Consider the following 19304-nt stretch of genomic DNA (forward strand, 5'->3'; position numbering starts at 1 on the left):
AATTATAAACGGAGGATTACAAATGTATAAGTTAGTAGCTATGGATATGGATGGAACTTTACTTAGAGAAGATAAAAGTATATCTGACAGAACTAAGAAAGCTATCCAAGAAGCAAGAGACAAGGGAGTTACAGTAGTTTTAGCAACTGGAAGGCCAATAGAAGGTGTTTCAAGATATTTAGAAGAATTAGATATGTTAACAGAAAAAGATTATGTGCTTAGCTATAATGGAGCTCTAGTTCAAAAAACAAAAAATAAAGAAGCAATAAATAAAGTAGCATTAAATGGTGCTGATTTACATTACTTAAAAAATTTAAGTGATGAGTTAGGTGTAAATATTCATGCTTTCTGGGAAAAGAAAGGATTAATTACTCCTAAAAGTAGCAAATATACAGAAGTAGAAGCTCAAATTAATAATATAGAAATTCATGAAATGAATATAGATTCTATAGCAGATGATGAAGTTATGATAAAAATCATGATGATAGATGAACCTGAGATATTAGGACCAGCTATAGAAAAATTACCAAAAGAAGTATATGAAAAATATACTGTTGTAAGAAGTACACCATACTTCCTAGAATTCTTAAACAAAGATGCTAATAAAGGCCTAGGTGTAGAATTATTAGCAAAACATCTAGGAATAAAGAGAGAAGAAATAATAACATTAGGCGATGCAGGAAACGATGTTCATATGATAGAATATGCAGGACTTGGTGTAGCTATGGGCAATTCCTTTGATGAACTAAAAAAAATTGCAGATTATATTACAGACACAAACGAAAATGATGGAGTTGCAAAAGTAATAGAAAAGTTCATACTAGAGAATAATTAAAGAATTAAAGAATGAAAAAATTGTTGAAATAATCTAGCGGTAGCTAGATTATAAAATAAGAAGATTCTTAGGATTTTATCCTAAGAATTTTTTGTTTTTTATAATTTAGCTTTGCTGAATTATTTCCTTAACTCTTTCATTCCTTCATTTTTTCATTCCTCATGTTCTTTCATTATTTCATTTTTCCTCCGTATTTTTAACGAACTATTGTAAAACATAATCATATAACTATATATAATAGACAAATACAGAAAGAAGGATGATTATGTGTGGAATAACAGGATTTGTGAATTTTAAGGAAAACATTAAAGAGAATATTGGAACCTTAAAGGCTATGACAGATACACTAATTCACAGGGGACCGAATGCCGAAGGTACTTATATATCCAATAATATAATGTTTGGACATAGAAGACTTATTGTAGTTGATCCAGAGGGTGGAAAGCAGCCTATGAAAAAGGTTGTTAATGGAAAAGAATATGTACTTGTGTATAATGGAGAACTATATAATACCGAAGATTTAAGAAAAGAATTAATAAATGATGGATATATTTTTGAAGGGTATTCAGACACTGAGGTATTACTTACTTCATACATTAGATGGGGATTGGATTGCATTAAAAAATTTAATGGAATATTTGCATTTGCAATTTATGATGAAAATGAAAAGAGAGTTGTACTTGCAAGAGATGTTATGGGAGTTAAGCCATTATTTTATACAATGAAAAATGGCACATTTATATTTGGTTCAGAAATAAAAGCTTTATTTAAGCATCCATATGTGGAACCAGTAGTAGACAAAGATGGTTTAACAGAACTATTTGCACTTGGACCAGCGGTAATACCAGGAACAACAGTATATAAAAATATTGAAGAAGTTAAACCAGCACAATATATAATTGTAAATGAAGATGGAATTAAGAAAGATATATATTGGGAATTAAAAGCTGAAGAATTTAATGAAAATGAAGAAGAAGCAGTAGAACATGTCAGAAGTTTACTTATTGATGCAATTGATAGACAATTAGTTGGGGATGTTCCACTTTGTACTTTCTTATCAGGTGGTTTAGATTCCTCAGCTATATCAGCAATAGCTGCAAAGGAATATAAGAAGAGAAATAAAACACTTACAACTTATTCAATAGATTATGAAGATAATGAGAAGTACTTTAAATCATCATTATTCCAACCAACATCTGACCAACATTTTGCAGAGATAATGGCTGAGTATATTGGTAGTGACCATAGAACTGTTGTATTAAATCATAGAGATTTAGTAAATGCATTAGATGATGCAGTGTTTGGAAGAGACTTACCAGGAATGGCAGATGTGGATTCGTCTTTATATTTATTTTGTAAAGAAGTTAAAAAAGATTTTGTTATAGCCTTATCTGGAGAATGTGCTGATGAATTATTTGGAGGATATCCATGGTTTACAAATGAAGAGATGATAAATTCTAATACCTTCCCTTGGTCTAGATTTATAGGCGAAAGAAAAGCAATATTAAGTCCAGATTTAAAGAATTTAAAGATAGAAGAAGTTGCACAAACTGCTTATAATGACACTTTAAAAGAAGTTCCTCATTTGAGTGGAGAAAGTAAGTTAGAGCATAGAATGAGGGAACTATTTTACTTAAATTTAAGATGGTTTATGGTTAATTTATTAAATAGAAAAGATAGAATGAGTATGGCAAATAGTTTAGAAGTTAGAGTTCCTTTTGCGGATTATAGATTAGTAGAATATGCATTTAATATACCATCAAATATAAAATTATTAGAGGGTAGGGAAAAAGGTTTGTTAAGAAAATCATTAGAAGGAATATTACCTGAATCTATAATATATAGAAAGAAGAGTCCATATCCTAAGACTCATAATCCAATATATACAGAGATGGTTTGTAATAAAATGACTAAAATATTGAATGATAAATCTTCACCTATTTTAGATATAATAGATAAAACAAAGGTAAAAGAAATAGTTGATACACAAGGATCATCATATAAGACACCTTGGTATGGACAATTAATGACAGGACCACAAATGATAGCATATTTAATACAAGTGAATAATTGGTTAAAATCTTATAATGTAAAATTAATGTAATTTTATAAGAAGCAAAGACTATTTTAGGTTACTTAACAAAGATTAGGCATAAAATTAATATGTTTCATTAGTAACCATATAAAAGATAGAATTTTTAAATAGCAATTTATATAACTTAAAGTAAGCATCTTCCAAATTTAGTGTTGGGAGATGCTTATTATTTTTATCTTTAATATTCTTGGGTTTTTTATTAATTATATAAACAATCTGAAATGTTACTTTTATATATGAGCTTAGTGTTTATTAAATTAATATAGAAACATTCAATTTTTTTGTTTCTTTTTCTAATTTATTTATAAATATATACGTAGTAAAATTTAATAAGGAATAGAAGGGGGAGAGATAATGGATAAGAAATTGAATTTAATCTTAGAGGAAATAATAAGTGACTTCAGAGATATAAAAGAGGTAGCAGCAATAAGTTTTGCAGGTTCTTCCACAGCAAAAAGAAATGATAATTTATCAGATATAGATATTGATATATTTACTTATTCTGATATTCCAATTGAAATAAGAGAAAAAATAGTTAGTAAGCATGCAAGCTATAAAGAAGTTGGAAATGATTATTGGGGGCAAGGAGATGAATTTATATTAAGGTATAATAATATTCCAATAGATATAGCTTATTTTGGAATGTCTTGGATAGAAGATGTAATAAATAATATATTAGTTAAAAATAATGCATCTGTAGGATATAGTACTTGTTTTTGGTATAATATCAAAAATTCAAATATAATTTTTGATAGAGATGGAAGATTAAGTAAATTAAAAGAAAGTACAAAGTGTAGATATCCTAGTAAGCTTAAAGAAAATATTATAGAAAAGAATTATCCTTTATTAAAAAACAATATATCTTCTTATTATAACCAAATAAGTAAGGCGATAAAAAGATGTGATTTAAATAGCATTAATCATAGATTATCAGGATTTTTAGCAAGCTATTTTGATATAATATTTGCAATTAATGAAATTCCACATCCAGGAGAAAAACGGTTAATAAATATAATTAAAAATACATGTGATAAGATACCTAGAAATTTTGAAAAGGATATAAATAATATTTTAAAATTATCTGGAAGCATAGATAATGATTTATTATTGTATTTAGATTCACTTATAAATAATTTAGATAACATTATATAAGCATAAATAAATATACTTGATAAAAATAATATTGAATAATGGGTTTTTATACACATTATAAAAAATACTTGGATAAACTAAATTAGGTATTCAAGTATTTTTTTGTATAAATTTGTATATGAGTATAAAAATCAAGGAAATAATGAAATAAATATTAAAATATAGTTATAAAAATGTAAGTGGGGGCAAGATGAAAAACTTAAAATTTATATTTTTATTTATTATTCCATTTTTTACTTCTGCACCATGTGACGTAAAAATGAAAGAACTTGAAGAAATAGATATTTATTTCTTTAATGTTGGTAAGGCAGAGAGTATTTTAATTAAAAGCAATGAAGTTAATATTTTAATTGATACAGCAAGAGATGAAAATGGAGAATATATAGTAAAAAGATTAAAGGATTTAGGCGTTAAAAAATTAGATTATATGATAATAACACATATTGATAAAGATCATGTTGGTGGAGCAGATAAAATATTAGAAAAAATAGAAACAGAGAAAATTTATACATCTTATATAAATGAAGAAAAAAAGCAGTATAGAGAAATGGTAAATGTGGCAAATAAAAAAAGTATAGAAATAAAAAAGGTTGAATTAGAAGAAAAAATATTTGATGGGGATTTAAAAGTAAAAGTTATAGCTCCAAAGAAGAATTATTTCAATGAAAATGATAACTCCATAGTTCTAAGTGTAAAGTATGGAAAAAATAAATTTTTATTTGCAGGTGACATAGAAGAAAGCTCTACAGAAGATCTATTAAATGATTCAGAAATTAAGAATTATGATTTATTAAAAGTTCCTCATCATGGTAGAAATAATGATTTTATGGCTGATTTTTTAGCTAAAGTTAAGCCTAATACTTCTATAATAACAACTGATAATGTTGAGCATAAGCCGAGTAAAAAGCTTAAAGAATCATTAAAGAATATAAAAAGTAATGTGCTAATTACAGGAGATGGAGAAATTCATGTTACTAGTAATGGTATTAAAATAAATGTATATAAAGAGGAAAGGGACTGAGTTTAAATAGTCCCTTTTACATTAAATATCTAATTCCTATAGTTTTGTAATCTTTTATATATATTCTTGGAGCTCTTCTACCAATAAGACAAAGCACTTCATAACTTATTGTATTTGTTAATTTAGCAATATCATCTGCATCAAATTTAACATTTCCATCAGAGCCTAGTAATATAACTTCATTTCCAAGGTGAACATTTTCTATATCAGTAATATCAACCATAAATTGATCCATACAAACATTACCTATAATAGGGGCTAGTTGACCGTTTATAATGACTTTTCCTTTATTAGAAAGCCCTCTAGAATAACCATCTGCATAACCAACTGGTAAAGTTGCAACTACAGTTTTTCTACTAGTTTTAAAAGTTTGGCCATAACCTATATATTCATTTTCTTCAACTTCTTTTATATGAATGATTTTAGTTTTCCATGTTAAAACATGCTTTATATCAAAATGATTTTTATCAACTTCATCTGAAGGATAATAACCATATTGAATTATTCCAGGTCTTACATAATCATAATGGCTTTCTGGTAAATCAATTATAGCAGCACTATTAGATAAATTCTTTTTATTTATATAAACCCCAGCTTCTTGAAGTTTATCCAAGAAAGTATTATAGATTTCAAGTTGTCTCAAAGAATAACTTTTGTCTTTAGAATCAGCAGTAGAAAAATGAGAAAAAATACTTTCAATTTTGAGATTACTTAATTTAGAAATGTTTATTATATCTTCTAAACCTTTATCATTTTTTCTAAAACCAATTCTACCCATTCCAGAATCCATAGCTATATGAATATTAACAGTTTTATTTAAAGCGTTTGCTTTATTATTAAGATTCATAGCAAATTCATAAGTTGATATTGTTGGTTCAACATCATATTCAAGTAGTGCATCTATTGCATAATCTTCACTAATTCCAAGGAGCATTATAGGAGCTTTAATTTCATTTTCCCTAAGCTCAATTGCTTCAACTATATTAGCAACTGCAAGCCTATTAATGCCGTGATTAAGTAAAACTTTTGATATTTCTACTGCACCATGCCCATATGCATTTGCTTTTACGACTCCAATTATTTCACTATTACCAGATTTTTTCTTTATTTGATCTATGTTATATATTAAATTATTTAAATTAATTTCTGCCCAAATTGGATGTAATAAATTCATATCTAAATCCTCGCTATCATTGACTTATTAGTAATACCACTGATACTATTATATACATAAACTGATTCTTTGATAAGTGTCAGTTTAGATTAATTTAGTAAGGTCAGTTTTATAAATATAAAAGGAGATAATATGGAATTTATTAATATTAATTTAGATCAAAACAGTAGAGTTCCTTTATATATACAATTATATGATTTTATAAAAAAGGAAATTCAAAGTGGTAGGTTAGAATCAAATAGCAAGCTACCATCAAAGAGAAAGCTTTCTAAGCATTTAGAAATTAGCCAAAATACAATAGAATCAGCATATGAACAACTTATTACAGAAGGATATATAATATCAAAACCTAAAAGAGGATATTATGTATCGGAGCTGCAAGGAGTAATAAATATTAGCCAAATTAATGATAAAGATGATAATAAAAAAGTAGTTAAAAAAAAGTATAAATATGAGTTTTTTTCAAGCAGAGTGGATTTAGAAAGCTTTCCTTATGCAACATGGAGAAAAATAAATAAAGATATAATAAATCAGGAAAATAAAAATTTATTACAAATAGGACATTCTCAAGGAGATAGAAATTTAAGGGAAGCTATTTCTAATTATTTAAGGTTTTCTAGGGGAGTTAATTCAACTGCTGATAATATAGTTATTGGAGCAGGAACAGAGTATTTAGTTCAAATATTAATAAATATTTTAGGTAGTGATAAGAGTTATGGTATGGAAGAACCAGGTTATTATAAAATAAGAAAAATATTAAAGACACATAAAATAGAAGCTAACCCTATAAATATAGATGGTCAGGGTATAAGTATAGAAAATCTTAATAATAGCAATGTAGATATAATTCATATAACACCATCTCATCAATTTCCTACAGGAGCTATAATGCCAATAAGTAGAAGAATGCAACTTTTATCTTGGGCAAATGAAAAAAGTAATAGATATATAATTGAAGATGATTATGATAGTGAGTTTAGATTTGAAGGTAAACCAATACCTGCACTTCAAAGTTTAGATACTATGGAGAAGGTCATATATTTAGGAACTTTTTCTAAATGCTTTGCACCTTCAATTAGAATAGGATATATGGTTTTACCTAATGAATTAATTAAAATATATAGAAAGAATTTTAGTTTTCTTACTTGCACAGTTTCAAGGATAGATCAACAATCTTTATTTAGATTTATGGAAGATGGGTATTTTGAAAGACATTTAAACAAAATGAGAAATATATATAAGAAAAAAAGAGAGCTTTTAGTGTCATTAATAAAAAAACATCTTAAAGGAAGTGAAATAATAGGTACTAACTCAGGTTTACATTTATTATTAAAGGTTAATAATGGAATGACAGAAGAGCAATTAATTAAAAAAGCAGATAAGAAAGAAATAAAGATATTAGGTTTATCTAATTCATATTCAAATATGAAAATTAATGCAAGTGTAGTTTTTTTAGGGTATGCTAGTTTAACTAATAAAGAAATAGAAGAAGCAGTAATATTATTAAAAGAAGCCTGGGAACTATAATAAATAAGTGATTAATAAAATAATATATAGACATAATAATATAAGCGGATAAAATACTCATTTGTAAGGAGCATGTATTATGTCTTATATTAATTTTAAAGAAGAAGTATATAAAGCTAAAATACAATTCGAAAATAGAACTAAAAATAATGAGAGATTATTTAATCAAATTAAGAAAGATAAAAATATATCTAGTAATTATATTCCAAATGAAAAGTATAGTTTTAAAGAGTTTAATGGTAGTATTTTAGGTGGAGGGCATCCTAAAAGTGAAGATGAATTTCAGGAGATAAGTTATACAGATATAATTTGTACGAAATTTATAAATTGCAAATTTTCCAATATAAAATTTAAGGGATGTAAGTTTATAGGATGCTATTTTATAAATTGCGACTTCATAGGTGGGGGTGCAGTTTTTGATGAATGTATTTTTATTAAGCAAGAAAGTGATACGACACCTAATCTAAATAAGGAAGATAATTTTTCGTGTGAATTTAATGAATGTAATGTATATGCAAAATTCTTAAATTGTGATATAGGACATATCATTTTTAATAAGTGCAATTTAAGAAATACTAATTTTGAATTAAATGATATGACAAGTGGAATTATATTTAATTGTGATTTAAAGAAAATAATAATAATAGATACTGATTTATCTGGTGCTAAAATAGTAAATTCATATATAGAAGACTTAGAATTTAGGGATAAATATAAAAGTAAGTTAGATGAAAAAACATTTATAGATAAAATAAAATTAAGAAAGAAAAATAGAGATGAATATGAAGGTATATATACAGTATATGAAAATATAGCAGATAAATTTAAGGAAAATAACTTAGTTAATAATTTTGGTGAGTATTATTTTTTGTGTAGAAAAACACAAAGAAAGGTTTTAAAACCTATCCCAAGAATAATGTCATTTTTAGGATTAGTAACTTGTGGATATGGAGAAAGACCATTATATGCAGCATATTTTTCACTTTTTGTAATATTTGTATTTTCGATTTTATATTTGATTTTTGGAATAAAAGTAGATGAACAAATTGTTAGATATTCATTTTTAGAAAATGGTCATACATTTAGAGAATTTTTAAGGGATTATAACGAAAGCTTAAATTTAAGTGTAGGTATGTTTGCAGCAGTAGGACTTAATGAGGCTCAACCAGCTCCGATTTCTTATATGCTAAGTAATATAGAAATGTTATTAGGAGTCTTAATGATGGGAATAGGAACTGGAGCATTAGTAAAAAAGATAGTAAGATAAATATAAATATAGTTATAAATATAAGGAATATTATAAAATATAAAAGCTAAGTAGTTACTAGAAATAAATTTAAAGTACCTACATAATTAAGACTAATTAAAATATTCGAATAACAAGAGGTGTTTTTAACACCTCTTTTAGTTTTAAATTAACAATTTAAATTATTATCTAATTCTCTAAGTATTAATTTTGTAACATCTTAAGCTACCTTATCTATAAAATTACACATTAATCTTTATGAATTATTTTTTTTATTTAATATAGTTTTTTCCTATAGAGTGAGTACTTTTTCTATACATAATTTAATGACAATTCCTATAAAATATTATGTAAAATCAATTTAAGAATATATAAAGTTAAATAATAACATAAAATAAGAATATATTGTTTTTCGATAAAAAAAACTTGATAAACGATTTATTGAATGTTAATATATTTATTAGAAAAGGAGAGATTATTATGAATTTAAAAGACGAAAAGAATTTATCTAAGGTACTATCTATTATACTTAATATTACAATAGTTTTTGGAATAGCTCTTACTGGTGGAGTATTCTATATTACATTTTATAAAAGAGGAATACAAGATATTGTCATAAATAAAGGGATAGTTATAGTATTATTAGTTATTGGTATTAGCAGTTTATTTTATATAGTATTTCAGCTTAAAGGAATAATAAATACATTAATAATTGGAGATCCATTTGTCAGATCAAATGCAATTGCTTTCAAGAAAATATCATCATCATCATTAGTAATAGCTTTATGTTATTTTATTAATTTATTTATAAATTCAAATTTTAAAGAGTTTAAATTTATATATGTAGATAATATGGGGATTCATACAGATATGGAAGTATTTATATTTTTATTTGCATCAGCTTTTATATTTATATTAGCAAAGGTTTTTGATAAGGCAGTTACGTTCAAAGAAGAAAATGATTTAACTATATGATGAAGGAGAATAGTATGGGAATAATCGTAAATTTAGATGTTATGATGGCAAAAAGAAAAATTTCATTAAATGAGTTAGCAGAAAGAGTGGGTATAACTAATGCTAACCTTTCTATATTAAAAAATAATAAAGCAAAAGCAATTAGATTTTCTACTTTAGAAGCTATTTGTAGAGAACTTAATTGTCAACCAGGGGATATATTGGAATATATAAGTGAATAATGGAGGTGTAGAAAATATGGTCAATACTGTAGCTTTAGTTTTAGTGAAAGGAGAAAAAATCCTTTTATTAAAACGATCAAAAAATCGATTCCCTATAATAGGAATGAAAAATGAAGAAACACCAGAAGAGTGCATTGAGAGATGGAAAGAAGGAAGAATAGAATTTGAAGATTCTCCAATTATTAATTATAACAAGAAGATTCATATAGAAGACTATAATGTTAGTTTAATGTTTATTGACGCTACTAATTCAGAAGTAAAATTAATAGATGAAAGTTTAGTATTTGAAGAATGTAGATGGGCAAATAACATTAATAAAGTGGAAAATGATCTTATTATAAATGTTTTAGATCAATGTAGAATAAATAATTATGAATCTTTAGCAGTTGACTCATTAAAAGAATTTATAAATATGAATAGTAAATATAAAATAAGAAATTCTAAAATAGATATTGAAAAACAAAAAATGGATACTAATAAAGCATTAATTCTTATAGCCTTCTCTTTAGGTGTTGGAATATTATTCTCAAAGTTTATTTTTGGATATTTAGGTATTTCAGTTGCTGTTTTAACAATTTTAATGACGATAATTTTTATGTTAATTGTAGGAGTAAAAAATAAAAGTTTTCTTGGGTATTTCTTTGTAGCATCTAGTATAATTTTATCATTTACTTATGGTATTTTTACAAATGAATTCTTCAGAGTGTTAAATTTATTGGTTATACCAATTTCGCTGTTTTCAGGATTTTTATTATTAACATTTAAAAATATTGAATTCAAGTTAATAGGTTTTGGAACATCATTTTTAGAAATAATTATAGGACAATCGCTAAGCAATTCAACTAAAATCCCTTCAGTATTAAGAGAAACATTAAAAAAAGGGAATATTAAAAAAGAAAATAATCATATTAAATCAATATTAATTGGATTACTTATATCAATACCTTTAATTATAATACTCGGTATCTTACTTGCAGGTGCAGATGAGATATTTAGTTATTATTTAGCAAATATATGGAGATATCTTAATATAGAAAATATTTATGACTTTATATTAAAAGCCATTATAGCAATAATAATAATGTTTTTAGTATTTGGGTTATTCTATAGTTTAAATTGTACAGAGGTAAGAGATGTACAAAATAATTCAATAAAAAAAGATTTTAATTCAACAACAATAATTACTATATTAATTTCAATAACTATACTTTATTTAGTATTTACTAAAATACAAATTTCATATTTATATTTAAATAAGGCTTTACCAGCTGGATTTAATTTTGCTGACTATGCTAGAGATGGTTTCTTCCAACTAGTTGCATTAGTAATAGTAAATTTATCAATGATAACAATAATGAATTTTAAAACATCAGCAAATAATAGAAGAGTAAAAAATGTTTTGAATTCTTTATATAGCATAATAACAGTACTAACTATAAATATGGGGGCTTCTGCTATATATAAGATGAACTTATATATAGAGGAATTTGGATATACTAGATTAAGAATTTTAGTTCAAGCATTTACAGTTTTCTTATGTATTTCTTTAATTATATTACTTGCATTTATATGGAGAGGAAAGTATTTGTTTAAGCCAACAGCAATTGTGGGATTAACTATATATTTATGTTTGAATTATATTAATATAGATAATTATATAGTAAGGCAAAATATAAATATAATTAATACGAAACATGAAATAGATGATAGATATTTGACTAGATTATCCTTAGATGCTCAGGATGCAGTAAAAGAAGGCTATGATAAAGGTTTAATAGAAAGCAAGTATTATTACGATTGGTATAATAAAAGGGCTATTACTAAACACTGGTATGAATATAACTACTTTAATAATAGGATTTTTAAATAAAAAACTAATTATTTTAAAATTAATGTAATAAGATTTAAGCTTGAATAAAATTTATTAGGAATTTATTCAGAAGATATAAACAATAGAAAATGATAAAGGACCGCCTAAAAGAAACGATAATCTAAATAAGTTAAGGGGGGATTTTATGCAGATTCAAAGAATAAATAATTGGGATAATCCAATATATAATAGGCTTAAAGAAGCTTCACAAAATCAAAAGAAAGAAAAAGTTGAAGAGAGAAAAAGTGTAGCTGTAGAAAAAAGTTCAAATCAAATAATAAAAAACTTGCAGCGATTAAAAGAGGATTTTAAAGAACAAAAAATAGAACTTCAAGAAACTGAAATGGATCCTAAAGAAAAGAGAATGAAGCTTGAAGAGATAAATAAAAAAATTGCTGAAGTAGAATCTGAAATACAACAAATGAGACTGATAGAAAAAGAAAAAGAAGCTTTAGAAAAACAGAATAAGTTAGAAGAAAAAAATAAAAAGGATGAAAGTATTAATACTAAAAACAGAATAAAATTTAATGAAAATAGTGATGGAGTAATAGTTGAAGAGAGTTTGAAGAAATTAATATCAGCTAGGCATAAATTAAGAAATGCAAATGATTTTGGTAAAACTAAAGCAGCTATGGAAGTAGAAAAAGGATACTTAGAACTTAGTGGAAATGAAAATTCATTTGTTAATAAGCAATATACTAAATTAACTAAAGGAATAAAAGGAATAGAAAATAGAATTTTATATGAAGTAGGAAAAGTTAATAAAGAAGTTAATAATAATTATAAAGATAAAGAAGCTTTTAAAGATGATAGTAGCGAGGAATAAAGTGTAAATTATTTACGAAGTTATTTTCTTCATTTTTAATTGGGCATATATAAGTTTGTGTTACTCTCAGGGAGGGATAAAATCAAACTTATATATGCTCAATTTTTTTGTTTATTACTTATAGTGATATGTCAGACTATAAGTTTAAAAATTATAAAGTTATCCTATTAAATTATCCCTAAATCAAATTTTAACTTAAGAATTCTTAATACAGACTCATTTATACGTTCTTCTTGAATTTCTCCAGCTCTTATAGATTCTAGCACAGATGGTATTTGCACATCAAAATCAGAGGCTATTATTAAGTCATTACCAGCAATTATGGCTAATACTGCAGATGTAGAATCACCAATATATTCTTTTATAGCACTCATTTGTAAATCATCAGTCATAATTACTCCATCAAATTTTAAATCATTTCTAATGATTTTATGAACACTCGGAGAAAGTGATGCAGGAAGATTTGCATCCATTGACTTTACGATATTATGAGATACTAATATACTACTAGCTCCTGCATCAATTCCAGCCTTAAAAGGTAGAAAATCAGAATTTTGAAAGCTTTCATAACTCCTTTCATCGACAGATATTCCAGTATGAGTATCTACATTGTTTCCATAACCAGGAAAGTGTTTTAATGCAGATCCTATTTTATTTTCATTCATAGTATTTACTACTGTTTCAATATACTTAGATGTTTCTAAAGCATTCATGCCAAAAGTTCTAGGATAAATAAAATCATTTGGATTTACTGATACATCGCATACGGGTGCTAAATTCATATTAATTCCTATGCTTTTTAATAGTTCAGCTTTTTCTTTAGTATCGCTGGCTATTAATGGGTATCCACCTTCATTATATAATTCTTGAGGTGAATAAAAAGGAACAGCCCTAAATTCAGGATACCAACTTAACCTATTAACGATTCCACCTTCTTCATCTATTCCGATTAGAAGTTTTATTTTTGAGTTGCTTTGATAATTTGATAATGTTTGAGTTAAAGATTCTTTAGTTTCATCCTTTATATTATTATCAAATAAAATAAATCCTCCAACCTTATAGTTTTGTAAATCTTCAAGTGCACTATCTTTCATACACCTAATAAAAAACATTTGTCCAATTTTTTCCTCTAATGTCATAGTAGACAATAATTCTTTTGCCTTTTTTAAGTTGATATCTTCATTAGGGAACTGATTTTGATTATTATTTGAATTATTATCTGAGCCGTTATCTATAATTGAATCAAAGATTTCTTCTCCGTTTGTGTTTTCATTTGTTTTTTTAGAATTAAAATATTTATAACTTACAATAAAAGAAGCTATAAATAACAAAATGATAGAAATAACTAAAATTGATTTTTTCATATTATGTCTCCAATACTTTTAAAGTTTTTATACAAAATTGCAATATAGATTTTAAATTTATCTTAAATATATAACTTAGGATAATTCTTAATTAAAGATACTTTTTAGCAATTTATATATTATTAATTATAACTATATTATATGTATATATACACAATTGGGTAATTTTTATTGATTTTATATAGAGTTTATATTTTAAGTTTTAATTGAAAATCATGTTTTCACCTAATTAAATTTAACTTATATAATAATATTGATAATAAATTTTTAGAAGTGAAATAAAATGAGTAGTTTAATACTTTATTTAGCAGCAGCTATATTATTTTTAATATCATATAGAAAAGATAAGGAAAAAACTAAGAAGGCATTGTTAAAAGGATGGAAGTCAATAGAAAATATATTGCCTCAATTTTTAGGCATAATCTTAATAGTTGGTTTAACCCTTGCAATATTAAAGCCAGAGACGATATCTAATATAATTGGAGGTAATAGTGGTATATTTGGAGTACTTTTGTCTGCAGTCTTAGGAAGTATTGCAATGATGCCTACATTTGTTGCATTTTCTACAGGAGATATGTTACTTAAAAATGGAGCAGGTATAGCCCAAGTTGCAGCTCTCATATCAACTCTTACTTTAATCGGGATAATTACAATTCCTTTAGAAGCTAAGCATATAGGAAAAAGGGCAGCAATTTATAGGAATATATTAGCTTTTGTTTTTTCAATAATAGTAGCATTTTTTGTTGGAATGGTGGTGACAATTATATGATAAAAGCTTTAGTTAAAAGATATTCTTTTTTTATTATATTACTTATAGTAACGGTAATAGTAACAGTCTTTAATAAAGAGTTAGGGATAAAGTCATTTGGCATAGCTTTATCAAGTTTTAAACAAATGACTGAAGTAGTACCTCCAATAATGATAATGCTTGGTCTTATGGATGTTTGGATTCCAAGAGAAACTATGATGAAATACATGGGAGACGATTCAGGTATAAAAGGAATTTCTCTTGCTATGTTGATAGGATCAATAGCAGCAGGGCCAATGTATGCAGCTTTTCCATTTACAAAAGTTCTTCTAAAAAAAGGAGTTAAATTTAGCAATATAATAATATTTATGAATGCTTGGTGTGTAACTAAAATATCTACATTAATGTTTGAGTTTTCTTCACTAGGATATAAATTTACTTTAGCAAGACTTTTGATTGATATACCTGGAGTAATAATAATGGGGTATTTAGTTCAAGTATTAATGCCCAAAAATGAGTTGGATAGACTTTATAGTGATAATTTAGATTGAAAAAATAATGTTATGAAATGAATAGTATAAAATTATTTACAAATGATAAATGTATAGTTATAATGTTTATGATAAACTATAAATAATAAGCTATGAAAGAGAAAAGTAGATAGATAGTCATTTTACAGAGATTTAAGCAGGGGTGGAAGCTTAAAAATTGATGCTATTGAAGGAAGCTCCGGAGCTATAAACTGAAACAGCATATTAAAAAAATTGCCAGTAGGTTTATGGGATTCTTCCCTTAAAGAGAATGAGTGGATTAATTTTAACTAATTAATCAATTTAGGTGGTAACGCGGAATTTTGTCTTTCGTCCTAATATTTATAGGATGAAGGGCTTTTTTATTTATATAAAATTTTAAACTACGGAAGGAAGATGAATATGAGTTTTGAAAAATTAGCAGAATTAATATTTCCAAATGTTGATAAAACACCAGAAGATTATGTTGCAATGTATCCAAAAAGAAATTTAAAAGAAGGTGCAGTCGTTACAAGATATGCACCATCACCAACAGGCTTCCAACATATTGGAGGGGTTTTTGCAGCTTTAATAAATGAAAGATTAGCAAGCCAAAGTGAAGGTGTTTTCTTCTTAAGAATAGAAGATACTGACCAAAAAAGAGAAGTTGAGGGTGCTATAGAAGATACAATTCAAACAATGCACAATTTTGGAATGGACTTTAACGAAGGAATGACTGGAGATAAAACATCTAAAGGTGAATATGGTCCATATAGACAAAGCGAAAGAGCTGACATTTATAGAGCTTTTGCAAAAGATTTAATCAAAAAAGGATTAGCATATCCAGCATTTGATACAACAGAAGAATTAGCAGAGCTTAGAGAAAAGCAAACTGCAGCTAAAATAACACCAGGATATTATGGTGAATTTGCTAAGGATAGAAATTTAACTCCTGAAGAAGCAATGGAAAAAATAAATAATGGTGAAAGCTACATAGTTAGATTTAAGTCACCAGGAAATGTAGAAAATAGAGTAGAATTCCATGATTTAATAAAAGGGGATATAAGTTTCCCAGAAAATAATCAAGATATAGTTATAATAAAGGGAGATGGACTTCCAACTTATCATTTCGCACATGCTATAGATGATGCATTAATGAGAACTACTCATGTTATAAGAGGTGAAGAATGGCTTTCATCATTACCTATACACGTACAATTATTTGATACATTAGGTTTTGAAAGACCAAATTATGCTCATATACCAACAATAATGAAAAATGATAATGGTTCAAAGAGAAAATTATCAAAGAGAAAAGATGCTGAAGCCGCAGTTTCATATTACAAAGAAGTTGGATATCCAATGGTATCAGTAATAGAGTACTTATTAAACATAATAAACTCTACATTTGAAGATTGGAGATCAGAAAATCCTAGCTTAGATTATCATGAATTTGAAGTTGCTTTAGATAAGATGAGTAAATCAGGAGCATTATTTGATATAGTTAAATTAAATGATGTAAGTAAAGAAGTTATTTGCAAAATGAAAGCAGATGTAGTTTATGATTACTATACAGCTTGGGCTAAAGAGTTCGATAAGGAAATGTACGATTTAGTAAAATCTAATGAAAAGATGTCAAAAGAAATCTTCAATATAGACAAAGAAGGTCCAAAGCCAAGAAAAGACTTTGCTAAGTGGGATGAAGTAAGAGGAAAAGTGGATTACTTCTTTGATGAATTATTCAATAAGGAAACAGCAGAAAATGTTGAGCTTCCAAAGACTTTAAGCTTAGAAAATGCAAAAGAAATAATTAAAGTATATAAAGATAAATTCAACTTTAATTCAGGAAGCCAAGAAAATTGGTTTGAAGAATTAAAGGTTATTGGAGCAGAACTTGGATACTGTGCAAATAGAAAAGAATATAAAGCAAATCCAGATGCATTTAAGGGAATGATTTCTGATGTTGCTGGAGCTGTAAGAGCTGCTTTATCTCATAGAAGTAATACTCCAGATCTTTATACTATTATGCAAATATTAGGTGAAGATAAGGTAAGATCTAGATTTGAGAATTTTTTAAATCTATAGTAGGAATATTCGAAAAAGAATAAGAAAAATTTTGATTTCTGATTATAATAAAAAGGGGGTCGCGTTACGCGACGCCCTTTTTGAATATTTTATATAGATTAAATTATATATGAAAATAAAAATAATTTAACAATGAAGCTTAAAATTATTTAAAGATGTATATAATTTGAATATTATTATAAAACATATAAATACTTATAAGAAAATCGAAATAAAGTATGAAAAAATTAGTTTTATAATATTACAATTGCAGATATTAAATATTAGTTAATAATTTTAAAAAACTAAAAATAATTATTGAAATTGATGTATATTATTATGTAAAATTATATTAATGAATATAAAAGGAGATGAACATATGGAAAATTATGATGTAGTTTTAGATTTCTTTACTAAAAACGATAAGCCATTAAATGCTACTGCAGTTGCAGAAGGAACAGGAATAGACAAAAAAGAAGTTTCAAAGGTTATGGATAAACTTAAAAAGGAAGAAAAGATTTATTCTCCAAAAAGATGTTATTGGCAAATAAAGAACGACTAAAATGCTTTAAAAGGACTATTTAAATTAAGTAGTCTTTTTTTATTTACAAGGAATTATTATAATTTAAAATCTTGAAAGTATAATTATATAATAATTTGATATCTTAATATCTGAAAATGGGATTTATTTTATAATGTCTTAGTTTGATTTTTAGTAATATACCTTATTAAAGTTAATTGAAAAAATTTGTATACAAATATTCATATAAAATATATTATATAAATAATGGTAATAATGTAATTCTTTATTATATATCTATGCAGAGTTTATACCATTAATTATTTGAAAGGATGTGATGTTTTATGGTGTATATTTTAAGTAATTTTAAAATGGATAATGCATTAAACAAGGAGGAAACTTCAGTATAATTGATAATTAAGAATGCATAATGGATAATTGAGTTTTTTTGATTAAATATGATTTATTAGTAGGATAGTAAAAATGTCTAAGAAGTTTTATTTGAATTATTAATTATCAATTAGTGATTTCCTCCATATTAAAAAAATTTGGAGGATTAAGAATTGAATAATAATAACTTATTAAATTTAGGATTAAATCAAAGATATATTAACGAAGCAAGTATGTATGATAGTAATTTATATATTGCTAGAGTAGCAGTACAATATAAAGATATGTATAAGGTAATAACAGTAGAGGGAGAAATACTTGCAAAGGTATCAGGGAAGTTAGCATATTCTTCAAATAGTATATTTGATTATCCTGTTGTTGGAGATTGGGTACTATTAGATAGGATAAATAATAAAAGTGGAGATGCAATAATTCATAATATATTAAGTAGAAAAAGCTATTTTTCAGGGACAGTAGTTAGTTTTGTGTAAAAACAAAACTAACTACTGTTTTTTTGTATGAACAGCTGGTGGTTTTGGAATAATATACTATATAAATTTAGGAGGAAAAATTATGACAAAGAATATTAATACCAACTTTGATTACAATGAGGAAGTAAAGAAATGTAAAACTATTGATGATGTTATGGGGAAAAATGGGCTTATTCAGAAGCTTGTTAAAGATGTTCTTGAAAATATATTAGAAGGAGAAATGGAAGAACATTTAGGTAGAAATAAATATGAAAGAAAAGAAACTCCATATGAATT

At 25.8% G+C, this 19304-nt stretch carries 18 protein-coding genes and 1 other annotated feature; of the genes, 16 read left to right on the forward strand and 2 right to left on the reverse strand.

The features are described from left to right. Positions 1–22: 22 nt before the first annotated feature. The 4 genes from yidA (at position 23) to CSBG_RS03560 (ending at position 5103) form a co-directional block, all read left to right on the forward strand. A complete protein-coding gene (gene yidA, locus CSBG_RS03545) occupies positions 23–835 on the forward strand; it encodes a sugar-phosphatase (protein WP_008677141.1) in 813 nt (270 codons plus the stop codon). Between the two features lie 265 nt (positions 836–1100). Next, the gene (gene asnB / locus CSBG_RS03550) at positions 1101–2939 is read left to right on the forward strand and encodes an asparagine synthase (glutamine-hydrolyzing) (protein WP_008677142.1); all 1839 of its coding nucleotides are present in this window, start codon (positions 1101–1103) and stop codon (positions 2937–2939) included. Between the two features lie 345 nt (positions 2940–3284). Further along, the gene (locus CSBG_RS03555) at positions 3285–4082 is read left to right on the forward strand and encodes a DUF4037 domain-containing protein (protein WP_008677143.1); all 798 of its coding nucleotides are present in this window, start codon (positions 3285–3287) and stop codon (positions 4080–4082) included. 190 nt (positions 4083–4272) lie between these two features. Beyond that, positions 4273–5103, forward strand: a complete 831-nt coding sequence (locus CSBG_RS03560; protein WP_008677144.1) for an MBL fold metallo-hydrolase — start codon at positions 4273–4275, stop codon at positions 5101–5103. A 16-nt stretch (positions 5104–5119) separates the two neighbouring features. On the opposite strand, the gene alr is transcribed toward CSBG_RS03560, so the two are convergent. Continuing rightward, entirely contained in the window at positions 5120–6277 is a 1158-nt protein-coding gene (gene alr / locus CSBG_RS03565; protein ID WP_008677145.1) for an alanine racemase, read from the reverse strand. A 132-nt stretch (positions 6278–6409) separates the two neighbouring features. Here alr and CSBG_RS03570 point away from each other — a divergent pair, with 132 nt between their 5' ends. From CSBG_RS03570 to CSBG_RS03595, 6 genes are all read left to right on the forward strand, one after another. Then, positions 6410–7804 carry a PLP-dependent aminotransferase family protein gene (locus CSBG_RS03570; RefSeq protein ID WP_008677146.1) on the forward strand — a complete coding sequence of 465 codons (1395 nt, stop codon included), beginning with the start codon at positions 6410–6412 and terminating at the stop codon, positions 7802–7804. A 79-nt stretch (positions 7805–7883) separates the two neighbouring features. Continuing rightward, positions 7884–9071, forward strand: coding sequence for a pentapeptide repeat-containing protein (locus CSBG_RS03575; protein WP_008677147.1), 1188 nt, complete (start codon positions 7884–7886; stop codon positions 9069–9071). A 459-nt stretch (positions 9072–9530) separates the two neighbouring features. Beyond that, the gene (locus CSBG_RS03580; RefSeq protein ID WP_008677149.1) at positions 9531–10025 is read left to right on the forward strand and encodes a DUF2975 domain-containing protein; all 495 of its coding nucleotides are present in this window, start codon (positions 9531–9533) and stop codon (positions 10023–10025) included. 14 nt (positions 10026–10039) lie between these two features. Continuing rightward, the gene (locus CSBG_RS03585) at positions 10040–10246 is read left to right on the forward strand and encodes a helix-turn-helix transcriptional regulator (RefSeq protein ID WP_008677151.1); all 207 of its coding nucleotides are present in this window, start codon (positions 10040–10042) and stop codon (positions 10244–10246) included. Positions 10247–10262: 16 nt separating this feature from the next. Further along, positions 10263–12116 carry a DUF4173 domain-containing protein gene (locus tag CSBG_RS03590; RefSeq protein ID WP_008677153.1) on the forward strand — a complete coding sequence of 618 codons (1854 nt, stop codon included), beginning with the start codon at positions 10263–10265 and terminating at the stop codon, positions 12114–12116. A gap of 145 nt (positions 12117–12261) precedes the next feature. After that, complete coding sequence (locus tag CSBG_RS03595) at positions 12262–12942, forward strand: hypothetical protein (RefSeq protein WP_008677155.1); 681 nt, start codon at positions 12262–12264, stop codon at positions 12940–12942. 167 nt (positions 12943–13109) lie between these two features. Here the strand turns inward: CSBG_RS03595 and CSBG_RS03600 are convergent, their stop codons facing one another. Then, the gene (locus CSBG_RS03600; RefSeq protein ID WP_008677157.1) at positions 13110–14306 is read right to left on the reverse strand and encodes a glycoside hydrolase family 3 N-terminal domain-containing protein; all 1197 of its coding nucleotides are present in this window, start codon (positions 14304–14306) and stop codon (positions 13110–13112) included. Positions 14307–14589: 283 nt separating this feature from the next. On the opposite strand from CSBG_RS03600, the gene CSBG_RS03605 reads away from it, so the two are divergent. From CSBG_RS03605 to CSBG_RS03630, 6 genes are all read left to right on the forward strand, one after another. Then, positions 14590–15075, forward strand: coding sequence for a hypothetical protein (locus tag CSBG_RS03605; protein WP_008677158.1), 486 nt, complete (start codon positions 14590–14592; stop codon positions 15073–15075). Continuing rightward, the gene (locus CSBG_RS03610) at positions 15072–15605 is read left to right on the forward strand and encodes a permease (RefSeq protein WP_008677159.1); all 534 of its coding nucleotides are present in this window, start codon (positions 15072–15074) and stop codon (positions 15603–15605) included. Before CSBG_RS03605 ends, CSBG_RS03610 begins: the two co-directional genes overlap by 4 nt. Positions 15606–15688: 83 nt before the next feature. Beyond that, positions 15689–15925 (forward strand) — a binding site (T-box leader). A 61-nt stretch (positions 15926–15986) separates the two neighbouring features. Beyond that, a complete protein-coding gene (gltX, locus tag CSBG_RS03615) occupies positions 15987–17648 on the forward strand; it encodes a glutamate--tRNA ligase (RefSeq protein ID WP_008677160.1) in 1662 nt (553 codons plus the stop codon). Positions 17649–18006: 358 nt separating this feature from the next. Then, the gene (locus tag CSBG_RS03620; protein ID WP_008677161.1) at positions 18007–18189 is read left to right on the forward strand and encodes a MarR family transcriptional regulator; all 183 of its coding nucleotides are present in this window, start codon (positions 18007–18009) and stop codon (positions 18187–18189) included. A gap of 521 nt (positions 18190–18710) precedes the next feature. Further along, positions 18711–19028 (forward strand): GTPase, encoded by a 318-nt coding sequence (locus tag CSBG_RS03625; RefSeq protein ID WP_008677162.1) that lies wholly within the window; start codon positions 18711–18713, stop codon positions 19026–19028. Between the two features lie 82 nt (positions 19029–19110). Beyond that, a partial coding sequence (locus CSBG_RS03630; protein ID WP_008677163.1) for a transposase occupies positions 19111–19304 on the forward strand: 194 nt, incomplete at its 3' end.

It is taken from the genome of Clostridium sp. 7_2_43FAA (assembly GCF_000158375.2).
GTDB classification, from domain to species: Bacteria; Bacillota; Clostridia; order Clostridiales; family Clostridiaceae; genus Clostridium; species Clostridium tertium.

Coding starts and splice junctions, on each gene's coding strand:
- CSBG_RS03575 (WP_008677147.1), top strand. CDS start 7,884: ATGTCTTATATTAATTTTAAAGAAGAAGTATATAAAGCTAAAATACAA.
- CSBG_RS03560 (WP_008677144.1), top strand. CDS start 4,273: ATGAAAAACTTAAAATTTATATTTTTATTTATTATTCCATTTTTTACT.
- CSBG_RS03605 (WP_008677158.1), top strand. CDS start 14,590: ATGAGTAGTTTAATACTTTATTTAGCAGCAGCTATATTATTTTTAATA.
- CSBG_RS03570 (WP_008677146.1), top strand. CDS start 6,410: ATGGAATTTATTAATATTAATTTAGATCAAAACAGTAGAGTTCCTTTA.
- alr (WP_008677145.1), bottom strand. CDS start 6,277: ATGAATTTATTACATCCAATTTGGGCAGAAATTAATTTAAATAATTTA.
- CSBG_RS03595 (WP_008677155.1), top strand. CDS start 12,262: ATGCAGATTCAAAGAATAAATAATTGGGATAATCCAATATATAATAGG.
- asnB (WP_008677142.1), top strand. CDS start 1,101: ATGTGTGGAATAACAGGATTTGTGAATTTTAAGGAAAACATTAAAGAG.
- CSBG_RS03555 (WP_008677143.1), top strand. CDS start 3,285: ATGGATAAGAAATTGAATTTAATCTTAGAGGAAATAATAAGTGACTTC.
- CSBG_RS03600 (WP_008677157.1), bottom strand. CDS start 14,306: ATGAAAAAATCAATTTTAGTTATTTCTATCATTTTGTTATTTATAGCT.
- CSBG_RS03620 (WP_008677161.1), top strand. CDS start 18,007: ATGGAAAATTATGATGTAGTTTTAGATTTCTTTACTAAAAACGATAAG.
- CSBG_RS03590 (WP_008677153.1), top strand. CDS start 10,263: ATGGTCAATACTGTAGCTTTAGTTTTAGTGAAAGGAGAAAAAATCCTT.
- CSBG_RS03580 (WP_008677149.1), top strand. CDS start 9,531: ATGAATTTAAAAGACGAAAAGAATTTATCTAAGGTACTATCTATTATA.
- CSBG_RS03585 (WP_008677151.1), top strand. CDS start 10,040: ATGGGAATAATCGTAAATTTAGATGTTATGATGGCAAAAAGAAAAATT.
- yidA (WP_008677141.1), top strand. CDS start 23: ATGTATAAGTTAGTAGCTATGGATATGGATGGAACTTTACTTAGAGAA.
- gltX (WP_008677160.1), top strand. CDS start 15,987: ATGAGTTTTGAAAAATTAGCAGAATTAATATTTCCAAATGTTGATAAA.
- CSBG_RS03610 (WP_008677159.1), top strand. CDS start 15,072: ATGATAAAAGCTTTAGTTAAAAGATATTCTTTTTTTATTATATTACTT.